This window comes from Serinicoccus sp. JS2-9, assembly GCF_059025165.1.
Genome location: NZ_CM180091.1, coordinates 3,127,700 through 3,146,387 on the forward strand (window position 1 = coordinate 3,127,700; position 18,688 = coordinate 3,146,387).

Annotated in this window: 18 protein-coding genes; 14 read left to right on the forward strand and 4 right to left on the reverse strand. The window is 72.1% G+C overall.

Annotation, left to right across the window (positions count from 1 at the left end; genetic code table 11):
• The first annotated feature begins 64 nt into the window (after nt 1–64).
• The 5 genes from AC5PYY_RS15140 (at nt 65) to AC5PYY_RS15160 (ending at nt 3,957) form a co-directional block, all read left to right on the forward strand.
• Complete coding sequence (locus AC5PYY_RS15140) at nt 65–823, forward strand: hypothetical protein (RefSeq protein WP_493897612.1); 759 nt, start codon at nt 65–67, stop codon at nt 821–823.
• Between the two features lie 53 nt (nt 824–876).
• Nucleotides 877–2,049, forward strand: coding sequence for an SGNH/GDSL hydrolase family protein (locus tag AC5PYY_RS15145; protein WP_493897613.1), 1,173 nt, complete (start codon nt 877–879; stop codon nt 2,047–2,049).
• 53 nt (nt 2,050–2,102) lie between these two features.
• Nucleotides 2,103–2,396, forward strand: a complete 294-nt coding sequence (locus tag AC5PYY_RS15150; protein ID WP_493897614.1) for a hypothetical protein — start codon at nt 2,103–2,105, stop codon at nt 2,394–2,396.
• A 1-nt stretch (nt 2,397) separates the two neighbouring features.
• Nucleotides 2,398–3,549 carry a dipeptidase gene (locus AC5PYY_RS15155; RefSeq protein WP_493897615.1) on the forward strand — a complete coding sequence of 384 codons (1,152 nt, stop codon included), beginning with the start codon at nt 2,398–2,400 and terminating at the stop codon, nt 3,547–3,549.
• A gap of 144 nt (nt 3,550–3,693) precedes the next feature.
• Nucleotides 3,694–3,957, forward strand: coding sequence for a hypothetical protein (locus tag AC5PYY_RS15160; protein WP_493897616.1), 264 nt, complete (start codon nt 3,694–3,696; stop codon nt 3,955–3,957).
• Between the two features lie 76 nt (nt 3,958–4,033).
• Here AC5PYY_RS15160 and AC5PYY_RS15165 read toward each other — a convergent pair whose 3' ends face one another.
• Nucleotides 4,034–6,697, reverse strand: a complete 2,664-nt coding sequence (locus AC5PYY_RS15165; protein ID WP_493899394.1) for a DNA translocase FtsK — start codon at nt 6,695–6,697, stop codon at nt 4,034–4,036.
• A 521-nt stretch (nt 6,698–7,218) separates the two neighbouring features.
• Here AC5PYY_RS15165 and AC5PYY_RS15170 point away from each other — a divergent pair.
• Nucleotides 7,219–7,578 (forward strand): 2TM domain-containing protein, encoded by a 360-nt coding sequence (locus AC5PYY_RS15170; protein WP_493897617.1) that lies wholly within the window; start codon nt 7,219–7,221, stop codon nt 7,576–7,578.
• A 17-nt stretch (nt 7,579–7,595) separates the two neighbouring features.
• Complete coding sequence (locus AC5PYY_RS15175) at nt 7,596–7,973, forward strand: 2TM domain-containing protein (protein WP_493897618.1); 378 nt, start codon at nt 7,596–7,598, stop codon at nt 7,971–7,973.
• Between the two features lie 34 nt (nt 7,974–8,007).
• On the opposite strand, the gene AC5PYY_RS15180 is transcribed toward AC5PYY_RS15175, so the two are convergent.
• Nucleotides 8,008–8,664 (reverse strand): TetR/AcrR family transcriptional regulator, encoded by a 657-nt coding sequence (locus AC5PYY_RS15180; protein ID WP_493897619.1) that lies wholly within the window; start codon nt 8,662–8,664, stop codon nt 8,008–8,010.
• A gap of 50 nt (nt 8,665–8,714) precedes the next feature.
• Here AC5PYY_RS15180 and AC5PYY_RS15185 point away from each other — a divergent pair, with 50 nt between their 5' ends.
• On the forward strand, nt 8,715–9,227 hold the full coding sequence (locus tag AC5PYY_RS15185) for a 2TM domain-containing protein (protein WP_493897620.1): 513 nt from the start codon (nt 8,715–8,717) through the stop codon (nt 9,225–9,227).
• Nucleotides 9,228–9,254: 27 nt separating this feature from the next.
• On the opposite strand, the gene AC5PYY_RS15190 is transcribed toward AC5PYY_RS15185, so the two are convergent.
• Complete coding sequence (locus tag AC5PYY_RS15190) at nt 9,255–10,205, reverse strand: endonuclease/exonuclease/phosphatase family protein (RefSeq protein WP_493897621.1); 951 nt, start codon at nt 10,203–10,205, stop codon at nt 9,255–9,257.
• Nucleotides 10,206–10,219: 14 nt separating this feature from the next.
• Nucleotides 10,220–11,905: a ribonuclease J gene (locus AC5PYY_RS15195; protein WP_493897622.1), complete on the reverse strand. Its 1,686-nt coding sequence runs from the start codon at nt 11,903–11,905 to the stop codon at nt 10,220–10,222.
• A gap of 58 nt (nt 11,906–11,963) precedes the next feature.
• Here AC5PYY_RS15195 and AC5PYY_RS15200 point away from each other — a divergent pair, with 58 nt between their 5' ends.
• The 6 genes from AC5PYY_RS15200 to AC5PYY_RS15225 all read left to right on the forward strand — a co-directional run bounded on the left by AC5PYY_RS15200 (nt 11,964) and on the right by AC5PYY_RS15225 (nt 18,678).
• Complete coding sequence (locus AC5PYY_RS15200; protein ID WP_493897623.1) at nt 11,964–12,803, forward strand: EamA family transporter; 840 nt, start codon at nt 11,964–11,966, stop codon at nt 12,801–12,803.
• 70 nt (nt 12,804–12,873) lie between these two features.
• Complete coding sequence (locus tag AC5PYY_RS15205; RefSeq protein ID WP_493897624.1) at nt 12,874–13,695, forward strand: thymidylate synthase; 822 nt, start codon at nt 12,874–12,876, stop codon at nt 13,693–13,695.
• Nucleotides 13,692–14,699: a dihydrofolate reductase gene (locus AC5PYY_RS15210; protein ID WP_493897625.1), complete on the forward strand. Its 1,008-nt coding sequence runs from the start codon at nt 13,692–13,694 to the stop codon at nt 14,697–14,699. The genes AC5PYY_RS15205 and AC5PYY_RS15210 overlap by 4 nt, the downstream gene beginning before the upstream one ends.
• Before the next feature lie 102 nt (nt 14,700–14,801).
• Nucleotides 14,802–16,733, forward strand: coding sequence for an alpha/beta hydrolase family protein (locus tag AC5PYY_RS15215; RefSeq protein WP_493897626.1), 1,932 nt, complete (start codon nt 14,802–14,804; stop codon nt 16,731–16,733).
• Nucleotides 16,715–17,317, forward strand: a complete 603-nt coding sequence (locus AC5PYY_RS15220; RefSeq protein WP_493897627.1) for a GNAT family N-acetyltransferase — start codon at nt 16,715–16,717, stop codon at nt 17,315–17,317. The genes AC5PYY_RS15215 and AC5PYY_RS15220 overlap by 19 nt, the downstream gene beginning before the upstream one ends.
• Before the next feature lie 38 nt (nt 17,318–17,355).
• The gene (locus AC5PYY_RS15225) at nt 17,356–18,678 is read left to right on the forward strand and encodes a hypothetical protein (RefSeq protein WP_493897628.1); all 1,323 of its coding nucleotides are present in this window, start codon (nt 17,356–17,358) and stop codon (nt 18,676–18,678) included.
• The last annotated feature ends 10 nt before the right edge of the window (nt 18,679–18,688 follow it).

An 18,688-nucleotide genomic window follows, 5' to 3' on the forward strand; every position in this document is an offset into this window, starting at 1 on the left:
GGGGCCCTGAGCCCACGACACCGGGCGGGCCGGGCTGACAGTGTCGGGACAGGAGGTGAGGTCGATGACGGCACGCACGACGGTCCCGCTGCTGGCGGCAGCGCTGCTGCTCGTGGCCTGCGGTCCGACCACGCCGTCCGAGCCCGCGTCGGAGGGGACACCGGCCGGGAGCTCGACGGACTCCGCCGAGGAAACGGCGGAGCCGTCGGGCGCCTCGGGTGCTGCGGCGGGGGGGTCCGCAGCACCAGAGGAGCGCTCCGCCGTGACCGGCGGCGAGCCGGGGGTGGCCCCCGGCGGCGACGGGTCGGCGCTCGCCGTTCTCCCTGACGTGCTGGACCTGCCGGCCGGCTGGCGACCAGCACCTGCCGACGGTCCGCACGCCCGGACGACCGTCTGCGGGGTCGACCTCGACCCGGTGCGTCCGGCAGACGCGGCCCAACGGCGCTGGGTCTTCGGGGAGGCGCAGTACCTCGAGGCCGAAGGGCACCTCTTCTCCGGGACCGAGGGTGGCGCGGCTGCGCAGACCGCCGTGGACACGGTGCGGACCTGTGCGGGCTACGGCCTGCGCCCCGACGGGACCGAGACAGACCTGGGCGAGGGTGCGTACAACGTCGAGATCGAGGTGATCCCGGACCCACCGGCCGGATGGACCGCCTGGACCGAGACCACCACCGAGACCGGCATGGTGCGGCACATCGCCCTGGCTCCGGACGACTCCGGGTGGCTCTGGATGTCCCACTGGGACTGGCTCGGGGACGTCGGCCCCGAGCTGCTGCTGAGCGTGCTCCCGGAGACGGGACTGAACGAGGCGTCACCAGGGTGAGGTCGGCACCACCTGGGGGATCTCGGACCCGAGATGAGCGACGCGGGACGGACATGGCCAGATCCCGGCTGGTCGAACGCGGCGCCGGAGCCGTGGAGTGGCTCGGAGCAGTTGTCGTCGCGGTGCTGATCGTGCTGGGCCTGGTCGTCGCGGCGCCCGGGGTCGGTCAGTCGATCGCCGCGGGCGTGGATCGAGCCATCTGCACGCTGACACAGCTCGGTGGAGGCGGGGGTGGCTGCGGCACCGCCATCAGGGACATCGAGCCGACGGGCGACCCCTACCTCTCCAGGGCATGGACCCGCGCCGACGTCACCCGCGGCAACCTCGTCTTCCTCGGAGACAGCTACGGGGCGGGCGAGGGAGCGGAGAACTACGCCTCGGGGACCGACGAGGAGGGCGAGCACCCCTGGTACGACTTCTGGAGCTCGGGCGAGCCCCCCGCCAGGAACACCTGCCACCGGTCCGGCAACGCCGCCTTCCACGCCACCAGCGACGCGTGGTTCGGCGGCGACAACTCCTCCTTCGTCTCGTGCTCCGGCGCCACCACCAGCGACTACTGGGAGGAGACCCAGGGCAACTCGGAGGACCCGCAACGAGACGCGCTCAACGAGGACACCTCGATGGTGGTGGTCTCGATGGGTGGCAACGACATGGACTTCAGCGCGGTCCTGAGGAGTTGCATCCTCGGCAGCGGCGTGTGCTGGGAGGAGTGGGACACCCCCGCCGATCCGGACGACCCGGAGAGCCTCAGCCCCTACGAGCAGAACCTGATCGACCTCTTCGGCACCGAGCCCGGCGGCGGCAACCTCGGCGAGATGTATGCCGACATCCGCGCCCGGACGGGAGACGCGGCTCACGTCGTGATCGTGGGCTACCCCCAGCTCTTCGACGACGACTACGGCGCTCGCCTCAACACCTCGCCGGGCATGTCTAGCTACCCCTTCCAGGAGCACGGCTGGCTGTGGCCGGAGCAGACCACCTGGCTCAACGACAAGAGCGCGGACCTCAACGCACACCTGCGCGCCCACGCGGAGTACTACGGGTTCACCTTCATCGATCCCACCGAGGCGTTCGCTGGCCACGGGGTCGGCAGCGACGACCCGTGGCTCCTCTCGCTGGGCTTCACCGGCCCTCGCGGTATGCCACCGGAGGCGTTCCACCCCACGGCCCGAGGGCAGGAGGAGATCGCCAGGCTCATCGACGAGCACCTGCGCAGCCTCCCGTGACCCGGTCGCGGCGCAGCTTGCCCGACATCGCCTCGTCGGGTGAGGATCAGGGGATGAAGACAGGAATCGGCCTCGTGATCGCCCTGATCGCTGCAGGGTTCTTCCTCGAGTCCTGGTTTATGGGCTATCTGCCTGGTGACCCCGACGGGATCGCCGCCCGCATGCGCGACGTCATGTCCCTGTCGTGCGTCTGCGGGGGCCTCGCCCTCGCCTCGCTGCTCCCGATCGGTCCGGGCCGATGGATCCTGCTCGCGCTCTCCTCGCTCGCGCTTGTTCTCACCATCCTGTACCGCCTGGAGATCCTCTCGGGCCCGTTGTTCTCGCAGTTCACCTCGGCGTCGAGCTGACATGAGCGCGGGTTCCCCACCCCTCGACATCGCGGCCGTGCTGCGGCCACACCCCGTCGTCGACGGGCACAACGACCTGCCCTGGGCGCTGCGAGAGCTCCGCGGCGCCGACGGTGCCCTCGACCTCGACCTGCGGGTCGACACGTCGGCGCACGGGCTGCATACCGACCTCGGGCGCCTGCGTCGCGGCGGCGTGGGAGCGCAGTTCTGGTCGGTCTACGTGCCGTCCTCGCTGCCCGAACCGGAGGCCGTGGTCGCCGCCCTGGAGCAGATCGACCTCGTCCACCGCCTCGTCCAGAGGTATGCCGATCGGCTGGCCCTGGCGACCACCGCCGACGAGGTGCAGCGCGCCGTCGGCGCGGGGCGGGTGGCCTCGCTGCTCGGGGCCGAGGGTGGGCACAGCATCGGCTCCTCGCTCGGGGTGCTGCGGCAGCTGCACGCGCTCGGGGTGCGCTACCTCACCCTGACGCACAACCACAACACCCCATGGGCGGACAGCGCGACCGACGCACCGGAGCACGGCGGGCTCACCGGCTTCGGCCGCGACGTGGTGCGTGAGCTGAACTGTCTCGGCATGCTCGTGGACCTCTCGCACGTGGCTGCGGCGACCATGCGGGACGCGCTGGCCACGTCCCGCGCGCCGGTGATCTTCAGCCACAGCAACGCCCGGACGCTGTGCAGCTCTCCCCGCAACGTGCCCGACGACGTGCTGCAGACCCTGGCCACCCAGGGCGGGGTGTGCATGGCGACCTTCGTGCCGCAGTTCGTCGCCGAGGACGCCTGGGCGTGGACGGTGGGGTCGCGCGAGGCGGCGCGGGCCGCCGGCATCGACCCCAACGACCACCCCGCGATGACGGCCTTCAGCCTGCGGCGCCAGCAGGAGCACCCGCGACCGGAGGCGACGCTGACGCAGGTGGCCGACCACGTCGACCACCTCCGGGACGTCGCGGGCGTCCGGCACGTCGGTCTCGGCGGTGACTTCGACGGCACCGAGCAGGTCGTCGTCGGTCTGGAGGACGTGTCGACCTATCCGGCCCTGCTGGCCGAGCTGGCGAGCCGCGGATGGTCCTCCGCCGACCTCGCGGCGCTCACCGGCGGCAACGTGCTGCGGGTGGTGCGGGACGCGGAGGCCGTGGCGCGCGACGCGGCCTGACCGCCCCGGGGCCGGTCAGTCGGATGGCGCACCCGCGCCATGGCGGTCCCCCGCCCGCCCGAACCGTTGAGTCCGTGCCCCGCCGCCCGTCAGCATCGAGGGAGCGGCCACGACCGTGCCGCCCCACCACACTCGAGGACTGACATGCCTGCCCGACGACGCGCGGCGTTCACCGTCGCACTCCTGCTTCCCCTGACGGGGGTCACGGCCACGGCGGCCGTCTCGGCTCCTGACGACCCGACCGGCCCCCCGGACCTCACCGCCCCGGCCGAGGCCGACGGGGACGCGTGGACCGGCACCTTCCGGCCGGACCGCAGCGGCGACTGGGTCTCCCTGCGCGCCACGGCCGCCGACGACGCCGGCAACACCGTCGAGCAGGAGCTCATCGGCGCCTTCGGGCTCGACTGAGGCTCCCCGTGGCAGCGGCCTCCGTCGCTCCCGCGCAGGCGGGAGTGATGGAGGCCGCGGTGTGTCCGGCGCCGGCTCAGTCCCGCCCGGTGAGGCCCCAGGCGTCCTCGCTCTCCGGCGCCTCGTCCTCCTCGACGTAGCTGCCGGAGATGGGGTCGTCGTCGTAGCGGCTGCCGCCGGAGGCGCTCGGTCCGGGCGCACCCGCGGTATGCCCCGCGCCGCCGTCGTCCTGCCCGTCGTCGACGACCTCGGCCGGGTCGGCGTCGAAGGGAGCGCTGTCGGTCTCCACCTCGGGGTGGGGAGGGTCCTGGCCCTGGAGCAGCGCCAGCGTGGCCTCGAGGTCGTCCGGCTTGACGAGGACGTCGCGGGCCTTGCTGCCCTCCGAGGGCCCGACGATGCCCCGGCTCTCCATGAGGTCCATGAGCCGGCCCGCCTTGGCGAAGCCGACGCGCAGCTTGCGCTGCAGCATGGACGTGGAGCCGAACTGGGTGGTGATGACCTGCTCGGTCGCCTGCAGCAGCAGGTCGAGGTCGTCGCCGATGTCCTCGTCGATCTGCTTCTTCGCGGGGGCCGCGATGACCTCCTCGACGTACTTCGGCGTGAGCTGACCGGTGACGTGCGCGACGACGTCGTGGATCTCCGACTCCGCGACCCAGGCGCCCTGCACGCGCATCGTCTTGCTGGCGCCCATGGGCAGGAAGAGTGCGTCGCCCTGGCCGATGAGCTTCTCCGCACCGGGCTGGTCGAGGACGACGCGGGAGTCGGCCAGCGAGGAGGTGGCGAAGGCCATCCGGCTCGGCACGTTGGCCTTGATGAGCCCGGTGACCACGTCGACGGACGGGCGCTGCGTGGCGAGGACCAGGTGGATCCCCGCGGCACGCGCGAGCTGGGTGATGCGGACGACCGACTCCTCGACGTCCCGCGGCGCCACCATCATGAGGTCGGCGAGCTCGTCGACGACGACGAGGAGGTAGGGGTAGGGCTGCAGGACCCGGTCCGACCCCGGCTTGGGCGTCACCTTGCCGGCCCGGATCGCCTTGTTGAAGTCGTCGATGTGCTTGTAGCCGAAGGCCGCGAGGTCGTCGTAGCGGTGGTCCATCTCCTTGACCACCCACGCCAGCGCCTCGGCGGCCTTCTTGGGGTTGGTGATGATGGGCGTGATGAGGTGCGGGATGCCCTCGTAGGCCGTGAGCTCGACCCGCTTGGGGTCGACGAGGATGAGGCGCACCTCATCGGGCGTGGAGCGCATGAGGATCGAGGTGATCATCGAGTTGACGAAGCTCGACTTGCCCGAGCCGGTGGCGCCCGCGACCAGCATGTGCGGCATCTTGGCCAGGTTGGCGATGACGTAGCCGCCCTCGACGTCCTTGCCGACCCCCATGACCATGGGGTGGGTGTTGTTGCGCGCCGCCTGGCTACGCAGCACGTCACCGAGGTTGACGTTCTCCCGGTCGGCGTTGGGGATCTCCACGCCGACCGCGGACTTGCCGGGGATCGGGGAGAGGATGCGCACATCGGCGCTGGCGACGGCATACGCGATGTTCTTGGAGAGCGCGGTGATGCGCTCGACCTTGACGCCGGCGCCGAGCTCGACCTCGTAGCGGGTGACCGTCGGGCCCCGGGTGAAGTCGGTGACCTGCGCGTCGATGTTGAAGTCCTCGAGGACGCCGGTCAGCGCCTCGACCACCCGGTCGTTGGCCTCCGAGCGCTCCTTGTGCGGGCTGCCGGGCTTGAGCAGGGTCGAGTCGGGGAGGGTATACGTGACGTCGCCGGCGAGCTGGAGCTGCTCCACCCGCTGCGGCAGCTGGGCGGTCGGCGGGGCCTCCAGCTCGGGCTTGGCGGCGGCCTTCTGCTTCACCTTGTCGACCGCGCTCTGCGGGGAGGGACGCTTCTGCCCGGGGCGCAGGGCGGGGATCTCCTCGGTGGTCTCGTCGTCCGCCGGGGCCCCGCCCTCCGCGACCGTGGCCCGACGCGACCCCGCGCGACGGCCGGAGGGGGGCGGCACGTCGCCGGTGGCGTCGACGTCGGAGGGCTCGTCGGTCTCGCGTCGGGCCGCGCGAGGGGCCCGACGCGGGGCCTTGCGCGGGGCGCGCTTCTCGACGACGGCAGCCTGCTCGAAGGCGACGTCGCCGTCCCGGGCGCCGTCGACGTCACCGGCGCGGCGGCGACGCCGAGGCAGCCGGTTGCCGTCCTCGTCGACCTCGTCGAACCGGGCGGAGTCGAAGAGATGCTGCTCGACCTCGCGGAGCCGGTCGGGGATGCGGTGGACCGGCGTGCGGGTGAGCACGAGGAAGCCGAAGAGGCCGAGCAGGCTGAGCACGATGTAGGCGCCGGTCACGGTGATCGCCGCCGCCGGGATCGACGAGGCGAGGAAACCCAGGATGCCGCCGGAGTTCTGCAGCGCGCGGGCCCCCTCGGCGTAGTCAGGGTTGCCGGTGGCCAGGTGCGTGATGCCGCTCGCGGCGACGAGCAGGGCGGTGGTGCCGATGCTCATCCGGTTGGTGGCCTGCTGCTCGTCGGGGGCCCGGAAGAGCCGCATCGCGAAGAAGAGGAGCACCACGGGAAGCACGAGCGCGACGCGTCCGAAGGTGCCGGCGGCGCCGGCGTGGACGATGTCACCGAACCTGCCGTCGAGTTGCCACCACTCGCGCAGGGCCACGACCAGGGCGAGCGCGAGCAGCACGAAGCCGGCGCCGTCGCGGCGGTGCTCGGGCTCGAGGTCGCGGGCGGTGTCGGTCATCGCGCGCACGGTGCCTCCGGTGGCCCCGGCGATGCCCCGCACGGCACGGCCGGGCAGCGAGGGTCCGGCCTGGGCGGACTGGCTGGCCCGGCCTCGGGAGCCGGAGCCGCCCTTGCCGGCCGACGCGCCTCGGCCCGAGGTGCGCTGCGTCGAGCTCGCCCTGCTCGCGGGTCGGCGGGTGCCACCGCCGGAGCTGGCGCGGGTCGGGGAGGTCGCAGTCTTGGCCACGGTCGCACCGTACCCAATCTTCACGCCCGTCACAGCCGTCCCACGCCCGTGGGGGCCGAATCCGCGGCCCGGACCAGACCGACCACGGCCTAGCACGACCTTCATCGCCGTCTTTCACGATGGAGGTCGTGCTATCCCGTGGTCACTCGGGCAGGGGCCTGTGCGAAAGGGCCGCGGACGGAGGATCTGCCGTGGGTGTCACGGCATACCCCTGACGTCTGTCACTGCCGGGCGCGCGTCCTGCGCCGTAGCGTCGAGGACGACGATCAGGCACCACGCGGGAGGACACCGAGATGAGCAGCCAGCCGACGATCACCCAGGGCACCCAGGGACCCACCACTCCCCCGCCCCTGCCCACGCCCGGCACCGGCGGGCGCGAGGAGATCCCGGGCGCCGGGGCCGGCGGGCCGGGGCAGGAGGCCCCGGCACCCGCGCGGCACCACGGGGTGGGCTGCCGCGGCGGTTTCGGGACCCGCCTGGGCAAGTATGTCGTCGGCATCGGCCTGCTGGTGGCGATCTGGGCGATGAGCGGCGGCGGCTCGTTCTGGCCGCTCTGGGCCATGATCGGGTGGGGCTTCTTCGTGGTCTTCGGCGGCGGGCGCGACGGGCGACGGGGACACCAGCGGCGCACCAGCAGGCCGAGCTCGGCATGAGCGGTAGCCTGACCGACATGAGCGAGCCGCTGTCCGGCCCCGGCGACGCCGTCGGCGAGCCCGGCCCTGCCCCGCTGCAGCCCTACCGGCCGAGCATGGAGCTCGACCCGGAGATGCGCAAGCGGGCGCTGGCGCGGATCGAGGCGCGTCAGGAGTGGCGGCAGCACGCCACCGTCTACGCCCTGGTCATGACGCTGCTGACGGTCATCTGGCTGGTGACCAGCGGCATCGGCAGCTACTTCTGGCCGGTCTGGGCCATGATGGGCTGGGGCATCGGGGTCGCCATCCATGGGGCCGGCCTCGTGCTCGACAGGGAGCCCACGGAGGCCGACATCGCCGCCGAGGCCGCTCGCCTGCGCAAGCGCCTCGGGCGACCCGACCACCCGGAGGACTGACCGACGGTGGGCGCGGCGCCCGCCACCGAGCGGCTCACGTCCTGCGCTCCGCCTTCAGGCTGAGGAGCCCGTCGAGGATCAGGTCGAGCACGAGCTCGAAGCTGCGCTCGGTGTCGCCCTCGAGGTGCTGCTGGACGTGGGCGATCGTGTGTGGATGCGCCTCGGGCGACAGGGACGCGAGGAAGCCCTCGATGACGGCCGAGACGTCCTCGCTGCCGGACGGCCCCATCGTGTGCTCCTGGAGGGTGTAGCCGAGCACGTGGTTGTTGACCGCGTGGAACCCGTGATGGGCGAGGTCTGGGGACAGGTCGCTGTCGGCGAAGGCCAGCAGCAGCGCCTCCATGTGGTCGATGCGCTCGGGGCCGGGGAGGTGACGCTGCCACAGCATCGGCACCCAGGGACGCCGGACGAAGGCCTCCCGCGTGGCGATCGCCAGCGACCGGATCCGATGCACCGGGGGCGAGCTCAGATCCGGGATCTCGATGGTGCCCGCGACCGCGTCGACCATGAGCCCGAGCAGGTCCTCCTTGCGCGCGACGTGGTGGTAGAGCGCCATCACCTTGAACCCCAGCCGGTCGGCCAGGCGTCGCATCGACAGGGCATCCACGCCGTCCTCGTCGGCGAGGGCCACCGCCGCCGCGACGATCGCCGGGGTGTCGAGCCGTTCCCGTGGAGTGCTCCGTGCGTCCATGGCTCCTCGATCTGCCCTGACCGGCCGGCCCGGACGTCACGACGCTCGCGGTGGGTGATACCGTCTTCGGCGAGGCACCGGGCGGTGGGTGCGCCGGCGGCGCTCGCTTCGACGTGGTCGTCGACAACGTCGGCAACCGCACGCCCCGGGAGATCCTCTCGATGCTGCACCCCGGGGCCCGGGCTAGGCTGGGGCACATGACCGAGGACCCGTCGGCCAGCCCGCCCCCGCTGCCGGACTACCGGCCGCCGTCGCCGCAGCCCGCGACGCAGCCGGACGCCGCCGACCGCCAGCGCGCGCGCAAGCGGCTGCAGGCCCGGCGCGAGTTCCGGACGCACTTGGCCGTCTACTGGCTGGTGATGACCCTGCTGGTGCTCATCTGGCTCCTCACCGGGGGGTGGGGCTCCTACTTCTGGCCGGTCTGGCCGATGCTCGGATGGGGCCTCGGAGTCGCCATCCACGGGGCCACGCTGGTCACCGACCGCGAGCCCACCGAGGAGGAGATCGACGCCGAGGCGGCCCGGATCCGGGCGCGGCGGACCCAGGGCCGGATCGAGGACTGAGCGCCCGGACCGCTCGACCGGAAGACCTCAGGGCGAGAGCCGGGCCCACACCGCGAGGTGGTCGCTGCCGGTGACCTCCCACGCGCCGGCGTCGACCACGTCCAGGTCCCGCACCAGCACGTGGTCGATGTGCACGAACGCCGGGAGCATCGACTCCTGCGGCCAGGTCCGCACCCACCCACGGCCGGCATCGCGGTGCGCGTCGCGCAGGTCGGCGACGGCCATCAGCGCCCGCAGCCCGGGGTGCCCGGTCGAGGCGTTGAGGTCACCGGCCACGACGACCGGGCCGGCGGGCACCTGCGCGACCATGTCGCCCAGCTGCGTCAGCTCGGCGCGCCACAGCGTCGCGGGTGCCGCGGTGGGCGGCACCGTATGAGTGCCGACGACATGCATGGCCTCGCCGGCCGGCGTGGTCGTGGTCACCACGACCTGGTCGAAGCCGAAACCACCCGTGACCGGCACCGCCTCGTGCGGTCGACGGCTGAGCACCAGGGTCCCGCCCGCGTCGTGACGTGGCGCCCCGCTGCGGTGCTGCAGCGCCGTCGCGAGCGGGGACCCGGCCAGGTCCTCGAGCGTCGCCGGGGTCGCCTCGAGCAGGACCAGCACGTCGACGTCCTGCGCCTCCACCAGCGCCGCGAGGTCCTCGACCGACCCCTGCCCGAACTCGAGGTTTGCGGCGGCGACGACGACGTCGTCCGCACCGGCAGGGACCCTTGACCCGACCAGCCACGGGACGGCGAGCGCCACGTGCACGCCGCCCAGGGCGAGGGTGAGGAGCAGCAGCGCCCGGGCGTGGGTGAGGGCGCTCAGCGCGGCGAGGAGCAGCAGCGAGAGCCCCACCAGCACCAGGCCGGACTGGAGCACCGGCACCGGTCCGGGGAGGTCGACCCAGCGCAGGGCGGTCAGGAGCGCGGCCGCCGCCCACCAGCACCAGCCCAGGCCCGGGGCGAGCTCGCGCCAGGGGCGGCGCGCGGGCATACCTCCTGGGCGGGTCAGGCGTCGATGACGATGGGGATGATCATCGGCCGCCGGCGCAGCTTGCCCCCGAGGAAGGAGCCGACGGTGCGCCGGATCACCTGCTGCAGCTGGTAGGCGTCGTGGACGCCGTTGCGCTGGGCCTCGCGCAGCGCCTCTTCCAGCCGCGGGCGGACCCGCTCGAAGACGTCCTGCCCCTCGGCGAAGCCGCGGGTCTGGATCTCCGGGCCGGCGGCGATCGCGCCGGAGGAGGCGTCCCGGACCATGATGATGGTCACGAAGCCCTCGTCCCGCAGGATCCGGCGGTCCTTGAGCATGGTCTCGTCGGCGGCGCCGACCAGCGAGCCGTCGACGTAGACGTAGCCGCAGTCCACCGCGCCCGCGATCCGCGCTTTCCCGTCGACGAGGTCGACGACCACGCCGTCCTCGGCGATGACGACGTGGTCCCGCGGGACCCCGGTCTGGACGGCGAGGTCGCCGTTGGCGACCATGTGCCGCCACTCGCCGTGGACCGGCATGACGTTGCGGGGCCGGACGATGTTGTAGCAGTAGAGCAGCTCGCCGGCGCTGGCGTGGCCGGAGACGTGGACCAGGGCGTTCTCCTTGGAGACGACCGTGGCACCCAACCGGGTGAGGCCGTTGATGACGCGGTAGACGGCGTTCTCGTTGCCCGGGATGAGGGAGGAGGCGAGCAGGACGGTGTCGCCCTCGCCGACGTCGATCTTGTGGTCGCCGTTGGCCATCCGCGACAGTGCCGCCATCGGCTCGCCCTGGGAGCCGGTGCAGATGAGCACCTGCTGGTCGTCGGGCAGCTGGGTCAGCTTGCCGAGGTCGACGAGCACCCCGTCGGGCACCCGCAGGTAGCCCATGTCGGTCGCGATGCCCATGTTGCGCAGCATCGACCGACCGACCATGGCGACCTTGCGGCCCGACTCCTCGGCCGCGTCGAGCACCTGCTGCACGCGATGCACGTGCGAGGAGAAGCAGGCGACGATGATCCGACGCTCGGCGTTGTGGAAGACCCGCTCGATGGCGGGGGTGATCTGCCGCTCGGGCGTGGTGAAGCCGGGGACGTGGGCGTTGGTGGAGTCGGTCATGAACAGGTCGACCCCTTCCTCCCCCAGCCGGGCGAAGGCGCGCAGGTCGGTGATCCGGCCGTCCAGCGGGAGCTGGTCCATCTTGAAGTCGCCGGTGTGCAGGATCGTGCCGCCGGAGGTGCGGATGAAGACCGCCAGGGCGTCCGGGATCGAGTGGTTGACCGCGACGAACTCGCACTCGAACGGGCCGAGCTGCTCGCGGTCGCCCTCTTTCACGCCGAGCGTGATCGGGGTGATCTTGTGCTCCTTGAGCTTGGCCTCGATGAGGGCCAGGGTCAGCTGGGAGCCGATGAGTGGGAGGTCCGGCTTGAGGCGCAGCAGGTAGGGCACCGCGCCGATGTGGTCCTCGTGGCCGTGGGTGAGGACGACGGCGACGATGTCATCGAGCCGGTCCTCGATCGGGCTGAAGTCCGGGAGGATGAGATCGACACCGGGGTGGTGCTCCTCGGGGAAGAGCACGCCGCAGTCGACGACCAGCAGCTTGCCCCGGTGCTCGATGACCGCCATGTTGCGGCCGACCTCGCCCAGACCCCCGAGAGGGATGACGCGGACGCCCCCGTCCGGGAGGGGCGGGGGCGCGGTCAGCTCAGGGTGGGGGTGGCTCATGGACGACAGCGTAACGGGGGAGGATGGGTCTCCCCGACTGCACCAAGGAGACCTCTGCATGGGTGTCGCGCTCGCGCTCGCCGCCGCCGTGGCCTACGGCCTGTCCGACTTCATCGGCGGCGTGGCCTCGCGCCGGACGTCGCCGTGGCCGGTGGCCGTCATGTGCGCGGTCGGGGGCATGGCGGGAGCGGTGCTCATCGCCCTCGGCCGTCCCGGGGAACCTGCCGCCGCTGACCTGGCCTGGGGCGGCCTGGCCGGGATCGGCAGCGGGCTGGGCGGCGCCTTCCTCTACCGCGGGCTCGCCGCGGGGCGGATGGGGGTGGTCGCGCCGGTGTCGGGCGTCGGCGCTGCCGTGCTGCCGGTGGCCGTCGCGCTGCTGACCGGCGAGCGCCCTGGTGCGCTCGTCTGGGTAGGCATCGCGGCGGCGCTGCCGGGGATCTGGCTGGTGAGCCGCGAGCCGACCGGCCCCGAGGCGCCGGGTCGGCTGGCCGACGGGCTGGTCGACGGCGTGCTGGCCGGGATGGGCTTCGGGCTGCTCTTCGCCGCCATCGGGCAGGTGCCCGAGGTGGCCGGGTACTGGCCGCTCGCGGTGACGCAGTCGGTGGCGCTGGTGAGCGTGATGGTGACCGCCTCGCTGCTGGGCGACAGCTGGCGACCTCGCACCCCCCTCGAGGTCGGCGGAGGGGTGGTCGCCGGGGCCATGGCGACGGTCGCCGCGCTGTGCTTCCTGCTCGCCACCCAGACGGGCTTGATGACGGTCGCCGCCGTGCTGACCGCCCTCTATCCAGCAGTCACGGTGCTCCTGGCGGCGCTGCTGCTGCGGGAGCGGATGCAGGCCGGCCAGGCGGTCGGCCTGGCGCTGTGCCTGCTCTGCGTCGCGCTGGTGTCGGCCGGCTGACACGGACTCCTGCTGACCCACGCTCTTCCGCCGACCACCCGTGTCGGTGGCCGCGGCTACGCTGTGCGGCATGCAGGCATACCTCGATCTCCTGGAGCGGATCCGCACCGAGGGGGTGCGCAAGGGGGACCGCACCGGCACGGGGACGCTGTCGGTCTTCGGGCACCAGATGCGCTTCGACCTGACCGAGGGGTTTCCTGCGCTGACGACGAAGAAGCTGCACCTGCGCTCGATCATCGGTGAGCTCCTGTGGTTCCTGCGCGGCGACACCAACGTGCGCTGGCTGCAGGAGCGCCGGATCACGATCTGGGACGAGTGGGCCGACGAGCAGGGCGACCTGGGCCCGGTCTACGGCCACCAGTGGCGCTCCTGGCCGACCCCGGACGGCGGGACGATCGACCAGATCCAGCGGCTGATGTCCGGGCTGCGCAGCAGCCCGGACTCGCGGCGGCACATCGTCTCCGCGTGGAACGTCGCGGACGTCGACCAGATGGCCCTGCCGCCGTGCCACACGCTCTTCCAGTTCTACGTCGCGCCCGCGGCCGAGGACGATGCGGATCAGCGCGGGTGGCTGTCCTGCCAGCTCTACCAACGCAGCGCCGACACCTTCCTCGGGGTGCCCTTCAACATCGCGTCGTATGCCCTGCTGACCCACATGGTCGCCCAGGTCACCGACCTGCGGGCCAAGGACTTCGTGCACACGCTCGGCGATGCGCACCTCTACCTCAACCACCTCGACCAGGCGGCCGAGCAGCTGACCCGAAGCCCTGGACCGCTGCCGACGCTGTGGCTCAACCCGGAGGTGCGCGAGATCGACCGTTTCGAGCTGGAGGACGTCGAGGTGCGCGACTACGTCGCCGCGCCGACGATCACAGCGCCGATCGCGGTATGACGCAGCCGTCGACCCCGTCGTCGGTGGCGGACGCGGGGCAGGGTGCACCCCGCGACGAGGCGGCACGTCGGTCCCGTCCGGGTGCGCTCGTGCCCGCGACCTACGTCGTGCTGCGTCGTCAGGGACCCTCGGGGACCGAGGTGCTGCTGCAGCTGCGCCGGGGCACGCCCTACATGGACGGCTGGTGGGCCTGCGGGGCCGCAGGCCATGTCGAGCCGGGCGAGAGCTTCTGGCGCGCCGGGGTCCGCGAGGCCGCCGAGGAGATCGGTGTCGAGCTGGTCGAGGACGACCTCGAGCACGTCGCGACGGTGCACCGGACCATCGCGCTGCCAGACCCTTTCGAGCAACGGGTCGACGTCTTCGTCGCCACCGACCGGTGGGTGGGCGAGCCGCGCGTCGCCGAGCCCCACCGGGCCGCGCATGTGCAGTGGTGGCCCCTGGACGACCTGCCCGACCGCGTCGTGCCGCACGAGCGGCTGGCGCTGGAGGCGCTGGCCGCAGGTCGGCGTGCGACCCTGCTCACGCACGGCTTCGCGCAGCGGCTCACGCTCATCGCGGCCGTCGGGCGCAACGGGGTCATCGGCGACGGCAGCGCGATGCCGTGGCACCTCCCCGAGGACCTGCGCTTCTTCAAGGACACCACGATGGGCGGCGTGCTGCTCATGGGGCGCGGCACCTGGGACTCCATCGGGCGGGCCCTACCCGGGCGTCGGACGATCGTGGTGACACGGCAGCGCGACTGGTCGGCGCCGGGGGCAGAGGTCGCGCACTCCCTGTCGGAGGCTCTGCTCATGGCCGGGGACCGTGAGGTCTTCGTCGCGGGTGGTGGCCAGATCTACGCCCAGACCATCGAGCACGCCCACCGGCTGGTGCTTACCGAGGTCGACCTCGAGCCCGAGGGCGCCACGCGTTTCCCGGAGGTTGACCGCCGCCGCTGGCAGGAGGTCTCTCGCACACCCGGCTCCGGCGACATCACGGCCTGGGCGATCTGGGAGCACCGCTGACGCAGGCCTGTGCGGAGGGTCCCGTGAGACTCGGGCACGGTGACGACTCTCGCGGGACCGTCTCCTCCGACGCGCTGACGGCACCGGCGTAGGCTCGCGCGGGTGAAGCCCGCAGACCTGACGAAGATCCGCACGCTGTCCTCCCCCACCGTCCGCCCGGACGGCTCCGACGTGGTCTTCGTGCTGAGCAGGCCCGATGTCGACGACAACCGCTACCGCACCGATCTGTGGCGCCTGGACACCACCGAGGACGGCGCCGAGCCACAGCGGCTGACCCGCTCCACCCGCGACTCGTCCCCCGCCTACTCCCCCGACGGCTCGATGCTGGGCCTCCTGCGCGGGGGCGAGGACGGGCCTGCGCAGCTGCACGTGATGCCGGCCGACGGCGGCGACGCCCGACCCCTGACCGACCAGCCGCTCGGGGTCAGCTCGTTCTCGTGGTCGCCGGACGGCACTCAGATCGTGTATGCCGCCCGCGTCCCCGAGGAGGGTCGGTACGGCACGGACGAGTCGATCAAGCCCGACCAGGAGGCGCCGCGGCTCATCGAGCACAGCACCTACCTCGCGGACGGGCTCGGCTACGTCCTGGACCGCCCGAGCCAGCTCTTCCTGCTCGACCTGGCTGACCTTCCGGAGCCGGACGGTGAGGACGCCGAGGACCTGCCGACGAGCACGCAGCTCACCCGCGGCGCGGGCGACGACACCTCGCCGGTCTTCATACACGGCGGCACCCGCGTCGCGTTCATCGCCTCCCGGGACCGGCGCGGCACGTGGGTGCCCGACACCCTCGTTCACGACGTCTGCTCGATCAGCCTGCAGGGCAAGGGATTTCGGCGGCACACCGACGGCACCGGATCGGTCGGCAGCATCACGGTCGGGCGGGACGGCACCGCGATCTACGGCGCCAACCCGCTCGGTCCGTCGAAGCAGGACTTCGTCGCGCGCAACGCCGTGCTCCGCCGCCTGGACGGGCCCGGGGTCGCCCTGACCGACGCCGAGACCGACCACCTGGCATGTCCGCCGGTCATCACGTCCTCCGGCACCGTCCTCGCCGCTCTGGAGCACCGCGGCGACACCGTCGTCCGTGAACTCCCCTCTGGCACAACGCTTCTCGACGGCCACGTCTCGGTGACGCACCTGGCGACCGGCGGCGACCTGGTGGTCGCCGTCGCCGGGACACGGACGGCATACTCCGAGCTGTTCGTCGGGCGGGAGGGCGAGCCGCTGACCCGGCGCACCGACTTCGCCCGCCACCTCACCGACACGGCCGCCCCCCTCGAGCCCGAGGAGCTCGACGCGACATCGGGCGACGGCTACCCGGTGCACGGCTGGCTGTTCCGCCCCACCACCAAGCCCCGGCGCAAGGCGGGCCACCCGGTGATCCTGCTCATCCACGGCGGTCCCTACGCGCAGTACTCCGGCAACCTCTTCGACGAGGCGCAGGTGCTCGCCGGCGCCGGGTATGCCGTCGTCATGGGTAACCCTCGTGGCGGCACCGGCTACGGCGCCGCGCACGGGCGGGCGGTCAAGGAAGCGATCGGCACCGTCGACGTGGCCGACCTCACCGCGCTGCTCGACCACGCGCTGACGCTGCCGGGTCTGGACGACTCGCGGGTGGGCGTCATGGGCGGCTCCTACGGTGGGCTGATGACGACCTGGCTGGTCGGGCACACCGACCGTTTCACCGCGGCGATCAGCGAGCGCGCGGTCAACGCCTGGGACTCCTTCGCCGGGACGAGCGACATCGGCTGGTTCTTCGCCGACGAGTACGCCGGGGCCTACCAGCACGAGCAGTCGCCGCTGACCTGGGCCGACAACATCACGACGCCGACCTTCGTCATCCACTCCGAGCGCGACTTCCGCTGTCCGCTGGAGCAGGCGCAGCGGCTCTACGCGAGGCTCACGAAGAACGGCGTGCCGACCAAGCTGCTCATCTTCCCCGGCGAGGGGCACGAGCTGTCCCGCTCCGGCCAGCCGCGCCACCGGCTGCAGCGCTTCGAGCACATCCTGGACTGGTGGGCCGAGCACCTGTGAGCACCCGCTCGCTGAACGACCTCACCTGGCCGCGGTATACCGAGCGGCTGCTGCTGCGTCCCGCCGTGGCCGAGGATGCGGCGGCGGTCTACGCCTACCGGTCGCTTCCCGAGGTGGCCCGGTGGATCACCGCGCAGGTGAGTGACCGCGAGGCGCATGCGCGGCGCTTCGCCGAGCAGACCGCCGGCACTCTCGTGGTCGAGCTCGACGGCCAGATCATCGGCGACCTCATGCTGGCCTTCGAGGACGCGTGGAGCCAGGCCGAGGTGCGCGAGCGGGCCGCCAGGACGCAGGCGGAGCTGGGCTGGGTCTTCGCGCCCGCGCACCAAGGCCACGGGTATGCCACGGAGGCCGTCCGCGCGCTCGTCGACAGCGCCTTCGAGCTGGGTGTGCGGCGCGTGACCGCCGGTGCCTTCGCCGACAACGTCGCGTCGCTGCGCATCATGGCCAAAGTCGGCATGCGGCAGGAGGCTCTGCATGTCAAGGACTCCCTGCACCGGGACGGAACCTGGCGAGACGGGGTCGCCTACGCCTTGCTGGCGGAGGAACACCGGCCCGCACATGAGCACCCACAACGTATCTGACAGCGTCTTGCGTCCTCCTCAGGGTTAGGAGGTGTGCCATGCGACGACACCTGGTGGCAAGCGCCATCATCGTGGCACTCGCGGGGTGCGGCGATGCCGAGGACACAGGCCTCACCGACAGCGCGGGGGAGAACGCCGAGGGGAATGTCTCGTCAGAAGGAGACGACACGTCGGAGAAGCCCTCATCGGGAGAGGACGACTCTGCGCAAGAGTCCTCCCCCGAGGGCGACGACCCCTCAGGCGGCGACGACGTGCAGGGTGACGACGAAGCGGAGGAGGTGTCGGATGCGGTTCTCTCCGACAGCGCCGATGAGGTGCTCGACCTGGCCTTCGGTCGTCTGGACGCTGCGACCTACGACGGGAGGTCCCAGTGCCTCCTGGACACCGATGACGTCGCCGGTCAGGAGGGCCTGCGAGCGGCCAACCGTTCACTGATGCTCGCCGACGGGCACGACGTCTGGACCGTTTGTCTGACCACGCGCGACCTGGTCGACGGTTCTACGATCACGGTGACCGACCCGACGGGGGTCTCGTGGGGGGCCGGCACCTTCGTGTCCCTCTCCGAGATCGGGTCCGATCGCAGTTTGGGATACGGCCAGGAGGGGACGATGCCTCGAGGCCTGACCGTGTCCGACGGCTCATCCTTACGGCCCGTCGGCCACAGCTATGTCCGAGCCGCAGCCGACGGCACCGAGCGGCACGTGGCCACGATCTACCTGGTGCTTCCGAGCGCCCGTCCCGCCGGCGCGTGGACCGTCTCCGTCACCGGGGGCGACACGTCGCAGGTGAACATCGACACCCCGACCTGCAAGTCCGTCGGCGCCGAACCGAGCCGACCGTGGCCGATTGATCCGGACCTGCGCATCGTCAGTTTCTCGGACGAGATCCCTTGGCACGAGGCCGCGAACACGGCCGACCTCCTGTCCGCGTTCCGCCCGCTCAGCCATTGCCTCGCAGCGCCACTGGTCATCGGGCAGACCTGGCGAGATGGGGTCACGCTCCTCCAGGCCGCCGCCCGGGACGCAGGTCTGACCCCGGCCGAGCCGAACTTCGTCCTCGAATGCAGCGAGGGCGCTGATGTGGTGACCGGACAGAGTCCGGTGCCGAACGGGCTTCTCGACGAGACACCGACCCTCTTCGCCTCGATCCCGTGTCCCCCCATGCCCGACCTCGTCGGGATGACCGTTACTCAGGCCGAGGCGACGCTCCAGGGCATGGCGCAGCCTCCCTACACCCTGGTCGGTCGCGTCTCAGGACTGTGCACGGACGGGGAGGCGATCGTCACGCGGACCTTCCCGCGCGAGGGCGAGACGTCATACCTGGTGGGCGGGGTCGAGTTGAACCTGGACCTGTACTGCTGAGTCGGCACAG

Excerpts from the sequence above, each read along its gene's own strand:
- AC5PYY_RS15140 (WP_493897612.1), top strand. The coding sequence starts at position 65 with ATGACGGCACGCACGACGGTCCCGCTGCTGGCGGCAGCGCTGCTGCTC.
- AC5PYY_RS15145 (WP_493897613.1), top strand. The coding sequence starts at position 877 with ATGGCCAGATCCCGGCTGGTCGAACGCGGCGCCGGAGCCGTGGAGTGG.
- AC5PYY_RS15150 (WP_493897614.1), top strand. The coding sequence starts at position 2,103 with ATGAAGACAGGAATCGGCCTCGTGATCGCCCTGATCGCTGCAGGGTTC.
- AC5PYY_RS15155 (WP_493897615.1), top strand. The coding sequence starts at position 2,398 with ATGAGCGCGGGTTCCCCACCCCTCGACATCGCGGCCGTGCTGCGGCCA.
- AC5PYY_RS15160 (WP_493897616.1), top strand. The coding sequence starts at position 3,694 with ATGCCTGCCCGACGACGCGCGGCGTTCACCGTCGCACTCCTGCTTCCC.
- AC5PYY_RS15165 (WP_493899394.1), bottom strand. The coding sequence starts at position 6,697 with ATGACCGACACCGCCCGCGACCTCGAGCCCGAGCACCGCCGCGACGGC.
- AC5PYY_RS15170 (WP_493897617.1), top strand. The coding sequence starts at position 7,219 with ATGAGCAGCCAGCCGACGATCACCCAGGGCACCCAGGGACCCACCACT.
- AC5PYY_RS15175 (WP_493897618.1), top strand. The coding sequence starts at position 7,596 with ATGAGCGAGCCGCTGTCCGGCCCCGGCGACGCCGTCGGCGAGCCCGGC.
- AC5PYY_RS15180 (WP_493897619.1), bottom strand. The coding sequence starts at position 8,664 with ATGGACGCACGGAGCACTCCACGGGAACGGCTCGACACCCCGGCGATC.
- AC5PYY_RS15190 (WP_493897621.1), bottom strand. The coding sequence starts at position 10,205 with ATGCCCGCGCGCCGCCCCTGGCGCGAGCTCGCCCCGGGCCTGGGCTGG.
- AC5PYY_RS15195 (WP_493897622.1), bottom strand. The coding sequence starts at position 11,905 with ATGAGCCACCCCCACCCTGAGCTGACCGCGCCCCCGCCCCTCCCGGAC.
- AC5PYY_RS15200 (WP_493897623.1), top strand. The coding sequence starts at position 11,964 with ATGGGTGTCGCGCTCGCGCTCGCCGCCGCCGTGGCCTACGGCCTGTCC.
- AC5PYY_RS15205 (WP_493897624.1), top strand. The coding sequence starts at position 12,874 with ATGCAGGCATACCTCGATCTCCTGGAGCGGATCCGCACCGAGGGGGTG.
- AC5PYY_RS15210 (WP_493897625.1), top strand. The coding sequence starts at position 13,692 with ATGACGCAGCCGTCGACCCCGTCGTCGGTGGCGGACGCGGGGCAGGGT.
- AC5PYY_RS15225 (WP_493897628.1), top strand. The coding sequence starts at position 17,356 with ATGCGACGACACCTGGTGGCAAGCGCCATCATCGTGGCACTCGCGGGG.